Origin of the sequence: Streptomyces sp. NBC_01244 (assembly GCF_035987325.1) — a bacterium.
Taxonomy (GTDB): Bacteria; Actinomycetota; Actinomycetes; order Streptomycetales; family Streptomycetaceae; genus Streptomyces.
This window is the reverse complement of sequence record NZ_CP108488.1, coordinates 1,983,238-1,999,796: the sequence shown is the minus strand read 5'-3', so window position 1 is coordinate 1,999,796 and position 16,559 is coordinate 1,983,238. Positions and strand designations below refer to the sequence as shown.

Annotated in this window: 16 protein-coding genes and 1 pseudogene; 9 read left to right on the top strand and 8 right to left on the bottom strand. The window is 72.6% G+C overall.

Features of this window, described 5'->3' with window-relative positions; translation table 11 throughout:
• Positions 1-82 precede the first annotated feature (82 nt).
• The gene (locus OG247_RS08675) at positions 83-241 is read left to right on the top strand and encodes an SCO1431 family membrane protein (RefSeq protein WP_243341628.1); all 159 of its coding nucleotides are present in this window, start codon (positions 83-85) and stop codon (positions 239-241) included.
• Here the strand turns inward: OG247_RS08675 and OG247_RS08670 are convergent.
• From OG247_RS08670 to OG247_RS08660, 3 genes are read right to left on the bottom strand one after another with little or no spacing between them, the layout of a single operon-like run.
• Entirely contained in the window at positions 238-1,113 is an 876-nt protein-coding gene (locus OG247_RS08670) for a hypothetical protein (RefSeq protein ID WP_327251693.1), read from the bottom strand. The genes OG247_RS08675 and OG247_RS08670 overlap by 4 nt on opposite strands.
• Positions 1,110-2,072 carry a DUF6114 domain-containing protein gene (locus OG247_RS08665; RefSeq protein WP_327251692.1) on the bottom strand — a complete coding sequence of 321 codons (963 nt, stop codon included), beginning with the start codon at positions 2,070-2,072 and terminating at the stop codon, positions 1,110-1,112. The genes OG247_RS08670 and OG247_RS08665 overlap by 4 nt, the downstream gene beginning before the upstream one ends.
• A complete protein-coding gene (locus OG247_RS08660; protein WP_442813589.1) occupies positions 2,063-2,611 on the bottom strand; it encodes a DUF6230 family protein in 549 nt (182 codons plus the stop codon). The genes OG247_RS08665 and OG247_RS08660 overlap by 10 nt, the downstream gene beginning before the upstream one ends.
• Before the next feature lie 188 nt (positions 2,612-2,799).
• Between OG247_RS08660 and OG247_RS08655 the strand changes: the two are divergent.
• Together OG247_RS08655 and OG247_RS08650 are read left to right on the top strand one after the other, a co-directional pair.
• A pseudogene (locus OG247_RS08655) lies at positions 2,800-3,321 on the top strand (TetR/AcrR family transcriptional regulator); the annotation flags it as partial.
• A 531-nt stretch (positions 3,322-3,852) separates the two neighbouring features.
• A complete protein-coding gene (locus OG247_RS08650) occupies positions 3,853-5,022 on the top strand; it encodes an acyl-CoA dehydrogenase family protein (protein ID WP_327251690.1) in 1,170 nt (389 codons plus the stop codon).
• 285 nt (positions 5,023-5,307) lie between these two features.
• Here the strand turns inward: OG247_RS08650 and OG247_RS08640 are convergent, their stop codons facing one another.
• A complete protein-coding gene (locus OG247_RS08640; protein WP_327251689.1) occupies positions 5,308-5,526 on the bottom strand; it encodes a hypothetical protein in 219 nt (72 codons plus the stop codon).
• Between the two features lie 687 nt (positions 5,527-6,213).
• Here OG247_RS08640 and OG247_RS08635 point away from each other — a divergent pair.
• Together OG247_RS08635 and OG247_RS08630 are read left to right on the top strand one after the other, a co-directional pair.
• Complete coding sequence (locus OG247_RS08635; protein ID WP_327251688.1) at positions 6,214-7,347, top strand: hypothetical protein; 1,134 nt, start codon at positions 6,214-6,216, stop codon at positions 7,345-7,347.
• A 59-nt stretch (positions 7,348-7,406) separates the two neighbouring features.
• Positions 7,407-8,510, top strand: coding sequence for a phosphotransferase family protein (locus tag OG247_RS08630; RefSeq protein ID WP_327251687.1), 1,104 nt, complete (start codon positions 7,407-7,409; stop codon positions 8,508-8,510).
• A 27-nt stretch (positions 8,511-8,537) separates the two neighbouring features.
• On the opposite strand, the gene OG247_RS08625 is transcribed toward OG247_RS08630, so the two are convergent.
• On the bottom strand, positions 8,538-8,993 hold the full coding sequence (locus OG247_RS08625) for a hypothetical protein (protein ID WP_327251686.1): 456 nt from the start codon (positions 8,991-8,993) through the stop codon (positions 8,538-8,540).
• A gap of 218 nt (positions 8,994-9,211) precedes the next feature.
• On the opposite strand from OG247_RS08625, the gene OG247_RS08620 reads away from it, so the two are divergent.
• The 4 genes from OG247_RS08620 (at position 9,212) to fxsA (ending at position 13,327) form a co-directional block, all read left to right on the top strand.
• Positions 9,212-9,652, top strand: coding sequence for an Lrp/AsnC family transcriptional regulator (locus tag OG247_RS08620; RefSeq protein WP_326593949.1), 441 nt, complete (start codon positions 9,212-9,214; stop codon positions 9,650-9,652).
• 163 nt (positions 9,653-9,815) lie between these two features.
• Positions 9,816-11,477, top strand: a complete 1,662-nt coding sequence (locus OG247_RS08615; protein WP_327251685.1) for an amidohydrolase — start codon at positions 9,816-9,818, stop codon at positions 11,475-11,477.
• 340 nt (positions 11,478-11,817) lie between these two features.
• The gene (locus tag OG247_RS08610) at positions 11,818-12,651 is read left to right on the top strand and encodes a polyprenol monophosphomannose synthase (RefSeq protein ID WP_327251684.1); all 834 of its coding nucleotides are present in this window, start codon (positions 11,818-11,820) and stop codon (positions 12,649-12,651) included.
• An 85-nt stretch (positions 12,652-12,736) separates the two neighbouring features.
• Positions 12,737-13,327: an FxsA family membrane protein gene (fxsA, locus tag OG247_RS08605; RefSeq protein ID WP_327251683.1), complete on the top strand. Its 591-nt coding sequence runs from the start codon at positions 12,737-12,739 to the stop codon at positions 13,325-13,327.
• A 179-nt stretch (positions 13,328-13,506) separates the two neighbouring features.
• Here fxsA and OG247_RS08600 read toward each other — a convergent pair whose 3' ends face one another.
• From OG247_RS08600 to OG247_RS08590, 3 genes are all read right to left on the bottom strand, one after another.
• Positions 13,507-13,881, bottom strand: a complete 375-nt coding sequence (locus tag OG247_RS08600; RefSeq protein WP_007262928.1) for an RNA polymerase-binding protein RbpA — start codon at positions 13,879-13,881, stop codon at positions 13,507-13,509.
• A gap of 311 nt (positions 13,882-14,192) precedes the next feature.
• Positions 14,193-15,587, bottom strand: coding sequence for an MFS transporter (locus OG247_RS08595; protein ID WP_327251682.1), 1,395 nt, complete (start codon positions 15,585-15,587; stop codon positions 14,193-14,195).
• 68 nt (positions 15,588-15,655) lie between these two features.
• Positions 15,656-16,426, bottom strand: coding sequence for a glycerophosphodiester phosphodiesterase (locus OG247_RS08590; RefSeq protein WP_327251681.1), 771 nt, complete (start codon positions 16,424-16,426; stop codon positions 15,656-15,658).
• Between the last annotated feature and the right edge of the window lie 133 nt (positions 16,427-16,559).

The following is a 16,559-nucleotide window of genomic DNA, read 5'->3' as shown; positions in this document are numbered from 1 at the left end:
CACGCGGCCGGGGGCGTGAGACATGCCACCCGTGACCATCGTCTCTACCGCGAGGGCCGCCCCCGCTGTCACATTGGAGGGCATGACCGCACACAGCGCCGCCCTGACCGCCCGCGCCCGCAACCTGGTCCGCACCGGCGGACCCGAGGACGATTCCTCCTCCTGGCTGGAGCACGTGCTCGGCTGGACCCTGGTCGTGGTCGTGGCCATGTTCGTCACCCAGGTCGGCTGGTTCTTCTAAGCCTCCGGCTCCGGCTCCACCCGCCAGTGCCCGTCCGGCACGCCCACCAGCCCGTACAGCGTCCGCACGGGCGAGCGCGCCGGCAGCAGCACCACCCCGGCCAGCAGGGCGAACCCCCCGGTCCCGGCCCACCACCCCAGCAGCCGGACGAGGACGCTCGCGCCCACCGCCCCCGCGAAGGGCAGCGCGTAGACCCCCGCCCCGGCGATCGCCACCGCGATCACCCGGGGCACCTTGAGGTCCGCCGCGGCGCCCGGCAGTCGCCAGCCCTCCACCAGCCAGCCGATCTCGGCCAGCAGCATCGTGCCGATGACGGCCGTCCCGAAGATCAGTACGGCCAGGAAGGTGCCCGAGGTCGCGAAGGCCAGGACGCCGTTCGCGACGCCCTGCGAGGACCAGTCGGCGAAGGCCCGCGGATCGGCGCTCAGCAGCCGCTCGTACCCCGTGCCGTCCCACCCGTGGATCAGGGTGAAGAACAGCAGGAAGTACCCGGCCACGGCCTGGAGGTACCCCCAGTACCCGGCCCCGACCAGGACGAACAGCCGCGCCGCCAGGAACCCGAGCAGCGCGCCGACCACCACCGAGGCCCCGTAGAAGAGGGCGAATCCGGCCCACACCCCGTCGTGGTCGCGGGCCGCGTGCATCGTCGCCCAGGCAGGGTTCTGCCAGAGCAGGTAAGCCCCGGTGGGGGCGGGCAGCAGGGCCGCGTAGAGCAGGGTGAGGGCCAGGTACGGATTGGCCGCGCGGCTCCTCGTGCGGACCCCCTCGCCCCGGACCGACCGCTGCCACCACTGGAGCTGGCGCCCGGCGGCCACCGCGAAGGTGGCGCCGATGCCGTACGCCCACAGCGGCGCGGCCTGGACGGGGATCACGAGGCCACCAGCCGCAGATCGTCGGTCTTGATCACGTCGGAGGTGACGAGCGCCTGCTCCGCGCTCACCCGGGTCATGAAGACGAACGGCGGGATGACCGGGGGAGCGGGCAGCCCGTCCGGGCTGAAGGTCACGCAGAGCAGCCCTTCGATGCACCCGCTGAACCTCGTCAGGTACAAGGTCACGTCGCCGCTCAGGTCGAGCCGCCTCGCGGCGAGCCCGTACTCCTCGCGGCCGTCGCGGCTGCGGAGCTCGTAGTCGGTGAGCGTGGCGGCCCGCATCCGCAGGACCAGCACCTTCAGCGGGCCGTCCGCCGTGGGCACGTGGGTGACCCCCGCGAAGGCGAACCCCTGCGGAGCGAAGAGCGAGGTGGTCACGGTCGGGGGCGTGCGCGCGGCCATCGGCGGACCGCCATGGGCGGCCCTCGCCTCCCCGGTGCCGCCCATCAGCGAGGCGAGCAGCACCACCGGCAGGGCGGCGGCCAGCGTGCGCGGCCCGCTGCCGTCCAGGCTCGGGAGGTACGGGCCCTGCTCGCCCGCCTCCGGGTCGGGCAGCGGGGTCCAGCCGAAGGCCAGCGCGCTGCCCGCGATGCCGAGCAGCATGCCGAGGAGGAAGCCGCCGAGGTTGGTCGCCACGAAGGACAGCACCGAAAGCAGCAGCGCGTGGACGGAGACGTAGGCCCGGGCCTGCGGCAGCAGCCACAGGAACAGGCCGGCGGCGATCAGCGCGAGGCCGATCCCGATGGCGGCGATCCCGCCGAGGCCCAGGCTGACCAGCACCGTGAGAGGGGAGAGCGGGACCAGCAGCAGCTCGGTCCCGCCCGCGATCACGAGCAGCCCGCCCCAGAAGGGGCGGGTGCGGCGCCAGGCGCGCAGTCGCCGCCGGGGGCCGGGCAGCGGGAGCCGTCGTTCCAGCCACCCGCTGCCCGGCCCGGCGGCCCCGCGCGGGCCTAGAAGCACTTCTTTCCGTCCAGGCTGACGTTCAGCTTCAGGCCCTTGAGGTGGAAGTTGCCGCCGGTCGCCGACCAGGCGTGCGACTTCACGTCCACCACCTCGATGTCCCCGGCCTGGAGGCCGAACTTGCCGGCCTCGCCCTTGATCCCGCCGACCTGATCGAGGGTGGAGGCGTCGCGGCCGATCTGGGCCGTCCCGAAGACGGCGTCGCCGGCCAGGTCCTCGCCGTCGATGACGAGATTGCTGGCGGTGACGTTGCCGGCCGGGCCGCCCGCGGTCAGCTTGAAGACCACCTTGCCCACCGGGGTGTCGACCTCGGCGGCCTGGCAGATGTCCGTGAGGGTGGCCTCGCCGATGCCGAGCAGCGCGACGGGATGCCCCTTGCCGTCGACGGAGCGGTCCGTGTGCACGTAGGAGGCCAGGCCCTTGCTGCTCAGTTTGGACGAGGAGACCTGGAAGCTGGTCCCCGAGACGGCGAAGGAGGCGGCGAGCGCGCCCTGCGCCATGACCATCGTCATCGCCCCGACCGCGACGACCGCGGGCATCGCGAGGGCGGCCGTCTTCTTCCAGTTGACCCGGCCCTCGGGTGCGTTTCTCTTGGTGCTCGTCCTGCCGTTGCCCATGAGGTGTTCCTCCCGTACGTCGTCCGGTGCGCAGGGGGAGTGCAAAGGGGGGTGCACAGGGGTCTGCCATACTGCGGGCTTCCTGTGGCAGTTCGAGGCTAGGGCTGAATTTGAATAATAGTCAACAGCGCGGAACGACCGGACGTTCGCAGGTTCGGCGGGCCGAACTGATAGCGATCGGCCGCAAGTTGTTCGCCGACACCTCGTACGACGCGCTCTCCATGGACGACATCGCCAAGCACGCAGGCGTGGCCAAGGGGCTCATCTACTACTACTTCAAGAGCAAACGCGGCTACTACCTGGCCATCGTCGAGGACTCGGTGGCCGAGCTCGTGGCCCGCGCCGCGGGCGAGAGCGAGCTGCCCAACGCGCAGCGGGTGCGCACCACCATCGACGGCTACCTGTACTACGCCGAGCACCACCAGGCCGCCTACCGCACCATCGTCACCGGTGGCGTCGGCTCCGACTCCGAGGTCCTCGCCATCCGCGACGCCGTCCGCGAGGAACTCATCGCGACCATCGCGGAAGGCGCGTACGGCCGCCGCGAGATCCCGCCGATCGCCCGGCTGGCACTGGTCGGCTGGCTGGCGGGCGTCGAGGGCAGCACCCTCGACTGGATCGGCCCGGGGGAGCCTGCGACGCAGGTCCTGGTGGAGGTCCCGGCGCAGGTCCCGGCCCAGGTCCCGGCCCAGGCTCCCGCGCGAGTTCCTGCGCCGGCTTGTGACGAGACTCCTGGCGGGACCGCCGCCGAGACTCCCGGCGACACCTCCGGCCAGACCTCCGAGTGTCCCCCTGGACACCCCCCTGAGCACCTCCCTGAGCACGCCCTCGCTCAGGCCCGGGAGGGCCGTGGGCCCGGGGTTCCCGGGCAGCCCGGCCACCCCGACCGGGCCGAGTTCGGCGCCCTGCTCGTGCGCACGCTGCGTGCGACCCTGACGGTGATCGAGGAGTTCGCCCCCGAGTGCCCGGCCCCGCCCGTCCCCGAGGAGGATCTCGCGCCCGTGACGGGAAGCCCCTGATCGGGCATACTCAACCGCCGCAGCCCCTTGAACTGGACCTTCCCGCGATCCGGGAGGGCACCATCGGCTGTGAGCCCCGAGACCCGGCGACGCGTACCACCCTCACGCGCCGCCCCGTGCTGGACGAGTGAGGAGAGCGCAGCCATGACCGACCGCGCGCCGCAGGTGGACCGATCGCTGCCCACCGAGGAGTCCCGCGACCTGCTCGCACTCGTACGCGAGATCGCGCAGCGGGAGATCCGCCCCCGGGCCGCCGAGGAGGAGGACGCCGGCAGCTTCCCCCGGGAGGTCTTCGGACTGCTCTCCGAGGCCGGACTGCTCGGGCTCCCGTACGCAGGCGAGTTCGGCGGCGGCGACCAGCCGTACGAGGTCTACCTCCAGGTGCTGGAGGAGCTGGCCGCTGCCCGGCTGACCGTCGGGCTCGGCGTCAGCGTGCACTCGCTGGCCTGCCACGGCCTGGCCGGCTACGGAACCAAGGAGCAGCAGGCCGCCCACCTGCCCGCCATGCTCGGCGGCGGGCTGCTCGGCGCGTACTGCCTCTCCGAGCCCGCCTCGGGCTCGGACGCGGCCTCCCTGACGACGAAGGCGGTCCGGGACGGCGACGGCTGGGTGATCAACGGCACCAAGGCCTGGATCACCCACGGCGGCGTCGCCGACTTCTACACGGTGCTGGCCCGCACCGGCGTGGCCGGCCCGAAGGGCATCACCGCCTTCCTGGTCCCGGGCGACGCGGAGGGCCTCACGGCCGCGGTCCCCGAGAAGAAGATGGGCATGAAGGGCTCGCCCACCGCCCAGCTGAACTTCGACGGCGTCCGGGTCCCCGACTCGCGCCGCATCGGCGAGGAGGGCCAGGGCTTCACCATCGCCCTCGCCGCCCTGGACGCGGGCCGCCTCGGCATCGCCGCGTGCGCGATCGGCGTGGCCCAGGCCGCCCTGGACGAGGCCCTGGCCTACGCCCTGGACCGCAAGCAGTTCGGACACCCCATCGCGGACTTCCAGGGCCTGCGGTTCATGCTGGCCGACATGGCGACGAAGATCGAGGCGGGCCGCGCGCTGTACCTCGCGGCGGCCCGGCTGCGGGACGCGGGCAAGCCCTTCTCCCGCCAGGCGGCGATGGCCAAGCTCTTCTGCACCGACGCGGCGATGGCCGTCACGACGGACGCGGTCCAGGTGCTGGGCGGCTACGGCTACACGGCGGACTTCCCGGTCGAGCGGCTGATGCGCGAAGCGAAGGTCCTCCAGATCGTGGAAGGCACGAACCAGATCCAGCGCATGGTGATCGCCCGCCACCTGGCGGGGCCGGAATCCCGCTGACAGGCCGGCCCGGGACACGTCCTTCGCGCCGGTCCTGGCCCACGGCCTGACCTGGATCGCGGCACGCAGCGGCGGGCGGCTCGTCGGCTACGTCAACGTGGCCTGGGACGGGGGCGCGCACGCCTTCGTCCTCTCGACACCACGGTGCACCCGGACGAGCGCCGCCACGGGCTCGGAGTGCGGGCGCGCAGTGGTTCCACGTGGACTACGAGCCGCACCTCGGCGCGTTCCTCGCCCGGTGCGGTTTCCGCCCGACGGCGGCGGGCCTGATCGCTCTGTGAGCGGTCAGCCGCCGCCGAAGAGGGGGCCGGTCGGCCAGATGGGCGAGGAGGCGATCCGGGACCACTCCGGATCGCGCTGCCCCGGCACGGTCCGGCCGTCCGCCTCCCACCGGGTGAGCAGCGCGCTGTAGATGGGCGGGTCGGGGGCCTGCCGAACCGATTCTTCGTACCCTGCGGCCGGCGCCCTTCGGCGGCGCCCCACCCTCGGCGTGGAAGTCTCCATCGTGGTCATACCGGGCCAACGCGTCACCGGACCCACGGGTAACCCCGCCCATCCGTTCGACCTGTCCCCACCCCCGACACCACCCGAGCCGTGCTCGCCGCACCCCTGCAGCCCGACGCCGGCCAAAACTCCAGCCCCGCCCGGCGTTTGAGGCGCGGGGGCGCGGGGGCAGGCCCCCCGAAACGGTGCCGCACCCGGCAACGGGTCCGGGACGCAGCCCCTGGGAACTGTGCGGGGGCAGGTCCCCCGAAGTGGTGCCGTACCCGGCAACGGGTGTGGGACGCAGCCCCTGGGAACCGTGCGGGGCAAGCCCCCCGAAACGGCGCCGCACCCGGCGACGGGTCCGGGGCGTAGCCCCGGGGAACGGTGGAAGGGCGGGTAGGGGACAGCCCCGCAGGGCGCCGCGGGTTCGGTGCCGACCGACCAGAGCTCCGGGCGCCCGGCCGGGGAGCACCCCCGGCGAGCACACCCCGGCCCGCCGGGCCCCACCCCGGGGTCAACCCCGCACCCCCAGGGGGCCCACGCCCAGGAGGGCCCGCCCCCCGTCGACGGCCCGCCCCAACCGGGCCCCCGCACGACGTGTCTCCCTGACAGTCTGTGCCACAACTCTGGCCCCCGCCCCGCAATCTGACGTACCGTCATTTCCGCTCAGGTGTCATCCCTCGCACCCGTATCCGGAGGTTCGTCATGCCCGCCGACCGGCCCGTACCGCTCGATGAATACCCCATCCACCAGGCCCCGTTGTCGATGAAGCACCTCGTCACCGGCGACCGCAACGCCTACGACCGCTGCATCTTCCACGTCTTCGACCACGCGGGCCGCGCCGTTCTGATCCTCGGCCTCGGGGTCTACCCCAACGCCGGCGTCATCGACGCCTACGCCACCCTCCGCGTCGGCGACGAACTCCTCGCGGTCCGGGCCTCCGACGCCCTCACCGACGACCGCATGAACCTCTCCGTCGGCCCGCTGCGCATCACCGTCGACGAACCCCTCCGGCGGATCACCCTCACCTGCGCCGCCGACCCCGAGGACCCCGACGGGCTCTCGTACGAGATCGCCTGGACCGCGGAGTTCCCCGCCGTGTGGGAGCCGCACCACACCCAGCGCCGGGGTGACCGCCTGATCCTCGAAGGTCGCCGCTTCGTCCAGGCGGGCAGCGTCACCGGCACCATCCGTGCCAAGGGCGAGGAGTTCACCCTCGACGCCGACTGGACCGGCACCCGCGACCGCAGCTGGGGCGTGCGCCCGATCCCCGGCGAGGAGGGCGGCCGGGCCGCCGAGGAGCACCGGCCCGAGGGCTTCCACTGGCTCTGGATCCCCGTCCGGTTCGAGGACCGCTTCCTCATGGTCATCACCCAGGAGGACGCCGACGGCCACCGGGCCCTCAGTGAGGCCGTCCAGGTCTTCCCCGAGGGCAGCGGCCGCCACGACGTGCAGCTCGGCTGGCCGCACACCGACATCCGCTACCGACCGGGCGGCCGCCACCCCGAGAGCGCCGTCGTCCACCTCACCGATCCGGCCGGCCGCAAACCCCTGGAACTCGGCGTGGAGATCCTGAACTCCTCCCCGCTCGCCGTCGGGGCCGGCTACCCGCCCGCCTCCGACTGGCAGCACGGCACCTGGCAGGGCCGCGGCTGGACCGACCGCCGCACCTACGACCTCTCCGACCCCGCGGCCCACCCCATGGCCGCCTTCGGCGTCACCGACCACTCGGCCCGCTTCACCCTCGAAGGCCGCACCGGCTACGGCATCTTCGAGCACGGCAGCTTCGGCCGCCACGACCCCAGCGGCTTCGCCGACTACAGCTCGGTGGCCCCTTAGGGCCTGTCACGGCGACCGGCACCTCACACCCAACAGCCAAGCCAGAGAAGGGGTTTCCCATGGCAGGACCGGCACCGCGCCCCCGTACCTCCACCCGCGAACCCGAGGAGCTGGGCCGGCGCCTCGCCGCCTGGCTCGACACCGAGCTCCCCGGCGCCAAGGTCACCAACATCTCCGTCCCCGGCTCCAACGGGATGTCCAGCGAGACCCTGCTCTTCGACATCGACCACCCCGACGCCCCGATCCGCGCCTGCGCCCTGCGCCTCGCCGCCGACCCGGCCGCCTACACCGTCTTCCCCACCTACGACATGCCCCGCCAGCACCGGGTCATGAGCCTGGTCGCCGCCCACACCGACCTGCCGGTCCCGCGCGTGCAGTGGCTGGAGGAGGACCCGGGCCCGCTCGGGGCCCCGTTCTTCGTGATGGCCCGCGCCGAAGGGCGCGTACCGCCCGACGTGATGCCCTACACCTACGAGGGGAACTGGCTGCACGCCGCGACCGACGCGCAGCGCGCCGCGCTCCAGGAGTCGAGCATCGCGCTGCTCGGCCGTCTGCACGACCAGTTCCCGCCGGAGGAGGCGTGGTTCCTCCTCCCGGACGGCGACGGGAGCCCGCTGCGCCGCCACGTAGAGTCCCAACGCGCCTACTACGACTGGGTGGTGGCGGGGAAGTCCCGATCACCGCTACTGGAGCGGGCGTTCGCCCGCCTCGAAGAGCTCTGGCCGGACGACGAGGGCGGCCCGGCCGTCCTCAACTGGGGCGACGCGCGCATCGGCAACGTCATCTACGAGGCCGACGGCTTTGAACCCGTGGCCGTACTCGACTGGGAGATGGCGGCCTGCGCCCCGCGCGAGGTCGATCTGGGCTGGACGGTCTACCTGCACCGCTTCTTCCAGGACCTGACCGTCAGCTTCGGCCAGCCGGGCCTGCCGGGCTTCCTGCGCCGCGAGGACATAGAGCGCCGGTACGCCGAACTCACCGGGCACACGCCGCGGGACATGGAGTTCCACACGCTCTACGCCGCCCTGCGGCACGGGATCGTGATGCTGCGCATCGCCTACCGGCAGGCGCACTTCGGCGAGGTGGAGATCCCGGCGGATCCCGACAGCTTGATCCTGCACCATGCCAGCCTCACCGCCATGGTGCAGGGAACGTACTGGTAGACCCCCGGCGGCCGCTCGGCCCGGGGCTCAGGCGGCCTGCGCGTGCTGGCGCATCTGCGGCATCGCCGCGAGCGCCGGCATCCGCACGGGACGCGAGCCGGGGCCGCCGACGTGCGAGAAGGGCTGCGTCCGCCAGTCCAGCCCCTGCGGTAGCGCCAGGTGGACGACGGGCTCCAGCTCGAGTTCCTCGGCGGGCTCGTCGTCACCGAAGCCGAGGGTGGGCAGCGCGTCGGAGGCGGGCCGTCCGGTGCCCGCGCACACCGTGAGCCCGAAGGGGTTCCACGGGGTCAGGCAGAGGGCGTGCTCCGGCAGGAACTCCTCGTCCGCGACGAGCGCGATCGACTGGCCGCAGTCGGGGCAGGTCGCGTGGTGGATCTCGAAGCCCTCGGAGTATTCGAGGTAGTCGTCGTCATCGGCGTAACCGCTCTCGACGATTTCCAGGGGCTCCGGTTCGGTACGACCGGCGCGCTTGGTGTTCAGCATGGATGTACTCCCCCTTGGGTGGGCCGGGCGGGCAGGTTCTTCGGCCACGGCCACCCCAAGCACTTCCCGTCGCGCGGCACGAGTAACCACATCAGGCCGCCGTACGCCCGCATACCCCTGTGGCCTTGGTCACATGCCTGCCGCAGGTGCCACCTCAATCCGTGGACACGGCTGGGCCTGAACGGTTCGGGGACGTAAGTTGTGCGGCTATGAGCGCAATGGAGGAGCTGGACCGCCAGATCGTGGATCTGCTCGTGCGGGACGGGCGGATGAGCTACACGGACCTGGGCAAGGCCACCGGACTGTCCACGTCGGCGGTCCATCAGCGAGTACGCCGGCTGGAGCAGCGCGGTGTCATCCGCGGGTACGCGGCCGTCGTGGACCCGGAGGCCGTCGGTCTCCCCCTCACGGCCTTCATCTCGGTCAAGCCCTTCGACCCGAGCGCACCCGACGACATCGCGGACCGGCTGTCCGGGGTTCCCGAGATCGAGGCCTGCCACAGCGTCGCGGGCGACGAGAACTACATCCTCAAGGTCCGCGTGGCCACCCCGCTCGAGCTGGAAGACCTCCTGGGCCGCCTGCGCGCCCTGGCCCACGTCTCCACCCGCACGACGGTGGTCCTCTCCACCCCGTACGAGGCCCGCCCGCCCCGGGTGTAAATCAGCCCCTCCGGCCAACCCCAGCCCCTCCGGCGTTTGAGGAGCGGGGGTCCGGGGCCAGGCCCCCGGGGAACGGGCGAAGGGCGGGTAGGGGAATCGCCCCCGGACCCCCTGCGAAGGGGCCGCGGTCCGGAACCGGGAACGCACCCGCCAGACTGTCGGCATGACAGACCGCACCGCCGACTCCGCCAACGCCGCCGGAGGCCCCCGCACCGCCGACTCCAGCCCCACCGCCGGAGGCCCCCGTACGGTCCTCCTGCGCGGCGGCGAGGTCCACAGCCCCGCCGATCCCTTCGCCACCGCGATGATCGTGGAGCGCGGCCACATCGCCTGGGTCGGCTCCGAGGGCGCCGCGGACGCCTTCGCGCAGGGCGTGGACGAGGTCGTCGACCTCGGCGGGGCGCTCGTCACCCCCGCCTTCACCGACGCCCACGTGCACACCACCTCCGCCGGCCTCGCCCTGACCGGCCTGGACCTCTCCACGGCCGCCTCCCTCGCCGAAGCCCTCCAGCGCGTGCGCGCGTACGCGGATGGCCGCCCCGCCGACCGGGTGCTGCTCGGCCACGGCTGGGACGCCGCCCGCTGGCCCGAGCGCCGCGCCCCCCGCAGGCAGGAGCTCGACGAGGCCACCGGCGGCCGCCCGCTCTACCTCAGCCGCATCGACGCGCACTCCGCCGTGGTGACCACGGCCCTGCTCCGGCTCGTACCCGAGGTCCGCGAGGCCGCCGACGAGCCGCTGACCCAGGGCGCCCACCACGCCGTACGCCGCGCCGCGCTCGGCGCCCTCACCCCGGCCCAGCGCGCCGAGGCCCAGCGGACCGCCCTCGACCGGGCCGCGTCCCTCGGGATCGGCTCCGTCCACGAGTGCGGCGGCCCGGAGATCTCCTCCCCGGAGGACTTCACCGCCCTCCTGGAGCTGGCGCGGACCCACCCCGGCCCCCGTGTCTTCGGCTACTGGGCCGACCGGGACCTCGCCCGGGTCAAGGAACTCGGCGCGGTCGGGGCCGCCGGCGACCTCTTCGTCGACGGAGCCCTCGGCTCGCACACCGCCTGCCTGCACGCCCCGTACGCCGACGCGGAGCACACCGGCGTCGACTACCTCGACGCGCGGGCCGTCGCCGAACACGTCGCCGCCTGCACCGAAGCGGGCCTCCAGGCGGGCTTCCACGCCATCGGAGACGCCGCGATCACCGCCGTGGTCACCGGGGTCCGGGCCGCCGCCGACAAGGTCGGCCTGGACCGCGTCCGTGCCGCCCGGCACCGGGTCGAGCACGCCGAGATGATGACCCCGGCCACCATCGCGGCCTTCGCCGAGCTCGGCCTCACGGCCTCCGTGCAGCCCGCCTTCGACGCGCTGTGGGGCGGCGAGCAGGGCATGTACGCCGACCGGCTCGGCGGCGAGCGCGCCCGCACCCTCAACCCGTACGCGGCCATGCTCAAGGCAGGCGTCCCGCTCGCCTTCGGCTCCGACGCCCCGGTCACCCCGCTCGACCCCTGGGGCGCCGTCCGGGCGGCCGCCTTCCACCACACCCCCGCCCACCGGATCTCCGCACGGGCCGCCTTCGCGGCCCACACGCGGGGCGGCTGGCGGGCCCTGGGACGCGACGACGCGGGCATCCTCGTCCCCGGCGCCCCGGCCGACTACGCGGTCTGGGACACGGCCGAACTGGTGGTGCAGGCCCCCGACGACCGGGTCGCCCGCTGGTCCACGGACCCCCGTTCGGGCACCCCCGGACTGCCGGACCTGACCCCCGGCGGCGAGCTGCCGGTCTGCCTGGCCACCGTGGTCGGCGGCCGGGAGGTATTCGTACGGCCACAGGGGTGATCCGGGTGGCCGTGGTTCGGTGAGGGCGGCCGGACCCGGATAGGTTCGGCCGGGTCCACCACCGGACGTCCGAACCGGACGGAGCCGATCGCACAGCCGCGCCCGCGCCTCGGGGGCGAGGGAAGGTTTCGCCGCAAGGGTGTCCCCCCTGCTTCGCAGGAGTGGGGCGGGGTTCCCCCCTGCTCCGAAGGGGCTTGGGGGCGGGTGGCCTCAGATCGGGGCCCTGCGGTCCAGTAGACAACGGTCAGGCGGCCCGCAGCCAGCGGGAGCCGGTCCGGCCCGAAGGACCGCGGGCCCCGATCGCTGTTCTAAAATCATCCTCTGCGACACGACGTACAGGATGTACGAGAACGCAAAAGGGGAATCAGTGAGCGACGGCGGACAGCGAAGCTACGGACCGCTCGGCACGGCCTTGGTGATCATTCCGACCTACAACGAGGCGGAGAACATCGGGCTGATCGTCGGCCGCGTCCGCGCGGCTGTACCCGGGGCCCACGTCCTGGTCGCCGACGACAACAGCCCTGACGGCACCGGAAAGCTCGCCGACGAGCTGGCCGCCGCGGACGACCAGGTCCACGTCCTGCACCGCAAGGGCAAGGAAGGACTCGGCGCCGCCTACCTGGCCGGCTTCGGGTGGGGCCTGGAGAACGGCTACGGCGTCATCATCGAGATGGACGCCGACGGCTCCCACCAGCCCGAGGAGCTGCCCAGGCTGCTCACCGCCCTGGAGGGCGCCGACCTGGTGCTGGGCTCCCGCTGGGTGCCGGGCGGCCGGGTCGTCAACTGGCCCAAGAGCCGCGAGTTCCTCTCCCGGGGCGGGTCCACGTACTCCCGGCTGATGCTGGGCGTCCCGATCCGCGACGTGACCGGCGGCTACCGCGCCTTCCGCCGCGAGACCCTCGAGGGGCTGGGCCTGGCCGACGTGGCCTCCGCCGGCTACTGCTTCCAGGTGGACCTGGCCCGCCGGGCCGTGCAGAAGGGCTTCCGCGTGGTCGAGGTGCCCATCACCTTCGTCGAGCGCGAGTTCGGCGACAGCAAGATGAGCAAGGACATCGTGGTGGAGGCCCTCTGGCGGGTCACCCAGTGGGGCATCAAGGAGCACGCCGGCAAGCTCTCGGGCAAGGTGTCGGACACGCTGACGGGCAAGCGGACGGGCAAGGCCCGGGACAAGTAGCCCGCGCGGGAGGTCGCCACCCCTAGGGGATGTCCGGTACCTCCGGCTGAGGACGTCTTTACTCCGGCCCAGGCACACTGGGGTTATGACGACCGGAGTTCCGACCTCTACGGCCCCCCGGCGGCGTTCGCCCGCCCGTACGTACCTTCCCCTGGCCATCGCGGCCTGGTTGATCCTGGAGATCTGGCTGCTCGGCCAGGTCGCCGGAATGATCGGCGGCGGGGGTGTCGCCCTGCTGCTCGCGGGCGGCCTGGTGCTGGGTGCGGTGGTCATCAAGCGGGCCGGGCGACGTGCCTTCAAGAACCTGACGGACACCTTCCAGCAGGCCCAGGAGGGCCGTCAGCCGACTCCGCCGCAGCCCGGCAAGCCCGGCTCGGGCAACGGGCTGACCATGCTGGCCGGCCTGCTCCTCATGATGCCCGGCCTGATCTCCGACGCGGCCGGTCTGCTGCTCCTGCTCCCGCCGGTCCGCTCCCTGATCGGCCGCCGGGCCGCCCGCTCCCTCGAGCGGAAGATGGCCTCCGCGCCGGCCGGCTCCTTCGGCGACGCCTTCCAGCAGGCCCGGATCCACTACCCGGACGGCAAGGTCGTCCCGGGCGAGGTCATCCACGGCGAGGTCATCCGCGAGGACGGGCCGCAGCGGCCCGACAACGGCCACCGGCCGCTGACCCCCTGACCACACTGACCCCCTGACCACACTGACCCCCTGAGCGCCCTGACCGGGAACCGTTCAGCGCGGCACCGCAAGACAGCACGAAGCCGAGGGGCCCCACCACACAGTGTGTGGTGGGGCCCCTCGGCTTCGTGCTGTCTTGCGGTGCCGCGGGTGCTGCTTGCCGCTGTGGCGTCCGGCTGTCAGGCGGACTTGCGGCTGTCCCGCGGATGCACGGCAATGTTCATGGCGCCGGAACGAAGGACCGCGAGCCTCTCGGCCAGCACTTCCTCCAGCTCCTCGCGGGTGCGCCGCTCCATGAGCATGTCCCAGTGCGTTCGCGCAGGCTTGCCCTTCTTCTCTTCGGGCCCATCCCCGTCAACCAGGAGTGCCATGGCGCCACACGCCTTGCACTCCCACTCCGGCGGAATTTCTGCCTCAACCGAGAACGGCATCTCAAATCGATGTCCGTTCTGGCATGCGTACTCCACCGCCTGGCGCGGGGCCAGATCGATGCCGCGGTCCGTCTCGTAGCTGGTAACCACGAGCCGCGTACCGCGGAGAGCTCGCTCACTCATGAATCGTGCCTCCCGGGCTTGTCGCCCACAGGACAGGTGTCGCTGTCGTCGTCATCCGGTCAACGTCCGGTCGGCGGTATAGATTCCCGCTCCGGGTCATGCGTCGCCCGTCGTACCGCCCCTTGTTGTACCCACCAGTGCCCGTTTTGTCACATCTGGCAGCAGATGTCACCCAACGTCTTCACTTCATAAGCACGCAGTAACGGTCCGCCTGGCAGGCCAAAGGCGTACACTACCGGCCCTTAGCTTGAACGTCGAAATTCGTTCCGAATTCGCGCGGCTGTGACCCCTCGGATGCGGCGGATCCCCGGTCAGATCCGCTCGGGTACAGGATTCCCCGCCGCCTCCACCGCGCGCCGCACCGGCACTCGGGCGAGCAGCACGAAACCCAGTGCGAAGAAGACCACCAACGAGATGATCGCGTCCCGGTAGCTGCCCGTGACCTGGTACGTGAGCCCGAAAACCAGCGGCCCCACCCAGCTCAGCCCCCGGTCGCTCATCTCGTACGCCGAGAAGTACTCGGCCTCCTTGCCCGCCGGAACCAGGTGCGAGAACAGCGAGCGGGACAGCGCCTGGCTGCCTCCCAGCACCAGCCCGATCATCGCGGCGAGTGCGAAGAACCACACCGGGGTCCGGGCCGGCAGGAAGTATCCGGCGGCCAGCGTCACGCCCCAGGCCGCCAGCGATCCGAGAATCGTCCGCTTGGCGCCGTACCGGAGGGCCAGCCGGCCCATCCCCAGCGCACCCGCCACCGCGAGGACCTGGACGAGCAGGATCGCCCCGATGAGGGTGGACTGCTCCAGCTTCAGCTCCTCCGATCCGTAGATCGAGGCCTGGGAGATCACCGTCTGCACGCCGTCGTTGTAGATCAGGTACGCCAGCAGGAACGACAGGGTCAGCGGGTAGCGCCGCATGTCCTTCAGGGTGGCGATGAGCTGCTTCCAGCCGCTGACGGCCGGGGCGGCGCCCGGCTCCCGGACCACGGCGCGGTCCCGCAGCCTGCGCAGCGGGATCAGCGCGAAGGCACCCCACCACAGGCCCGCGGAGGCCAGGCAGATGCGGATCGCCATGCCTTCGGTGAGACCGAAGGAGTCGTGGCCCATGTAGAGCGCCAGGTTCATCACGAGCATCAGCGAGCCCGAGGTGTATCCGAAGGCCCAGCCGCGCGAGGAGACCGTGTCCCGTTCGTCCGGCGTGGAGATCTGCGGCAGATAGGCGTTGTAGAGCACCATCGAGACCGACAGGGAGGCGTTCGCGACGATCAGGAGCAGTCCGCCCAGCAGGTAGCGCTCGCCCGCCAGGAAGAACATGCCGGCCGTCGCCGCGGCCCCGGTGTACGCGGCCACGGCCAGCAGCGGCTTCTTGCGGCCGGTCCGGTCGGCGACCGCCCCCGCCATCGGCATGAGCAGCACGGCCAGGATCACCGAGGCGGACACCGTGTAGGCGAAGAAGGAACCGGCCCGCACCGGGATGCCCAGCGGGTGCACGAAGCCCTCGGCGTCCGCCGCGGCCTTGGCGATCGACGTGAGGTACGGCCCGAGGAACACGGTGAGCACGCTCGCCGAGTACACCGACACCGCGAAGTCGTAGAAGTACCACCCGCGCTGCTCGCGCTTGCGCGCTGCCGTAGCCGCGGCCGTTGCCGCGCCGCCGGCTCTGCCGTCCTCGGCCCCCGGTTCCGCGTCTTCCGTCGTCTGCGCACTCATTGGTGCCCCCTCGCTGGTCCCCGTACCGCCGCGGCCGCCGCCACCTGGCGCGCAGCCGAACGGGCCGGTCAGGCCCAGGCTCCGCGCCGGTCCAGCACCGTGCGCAAGATGTCGATCCGGTCGGTCATGATGCCATCGACTCCCAGGTCCAGGAGAGCCTCCATGCGTTCCGGTTCGTTCACGGTCCACACGTGCACCTGGAGGCCCCGCTCGTGGGCCGTCCGCACGAACCTGCGATCCACCACGCGGATGCCCGCCTGGGTCTCCGGCACCTGCGCCGCCACCGCGCCCGCGCGCAGCGCGGCGGGGATCGCGTACGACCGCAGCCGCAGCCCGAGCACCCCCGCCACCCCGAACGAGGTAGCCAGGCGGGGTCCGGCGATCTTCTGGGCCCGGGCGACCCGGCGCTCGGAGAACGAGCCCACGCAGACGCGGTCCCAGACCCCGGTCCGCGCGATCAGGCCGACCAGGGGGTGCACGGCGGACTCGTCCTTGATGTCCACGTTCCACCGGGCGTCGGGGAACTCCTCCAGCAGGTCCTCGAAGAGCGCGAGGGGTTCGGTCCCGCCGGCCCGGACCTCGCGGATCCGGCTCCACGGCTGCTCCCGGATGCGCCCCCGTCCGTCGGTGACCCGGTCCAGGGTGGCGTCGTGGAAGGCGACCAGTTTCCCGTCGGCGCTGGCGTGCACATCGGTCTCGAAGTAGCGGTAGCCCGCGGCGGCGGCCCGCCGGAAGGCGGCGGCGGTGTTCTCCAGCCCGTCCGCGGCCCCGCCGCGGTGCGCGAAGGGGATCGGACCCGGGTGGTCGAGATAGGCGTGGGTTGGGCGTACGTGCGTCACCGCGGCAGTATGCCCCGTGCTCCCGCCGGCGCGGGAGCGCCCCCGGTGGCCGGTGGGTGAACGGCCGCCGAGTCGGTTCCGCGGCGTCCGGCGATCGAGGCCGGAGTACACGTCCGGGATGCCGCGGGGGAAG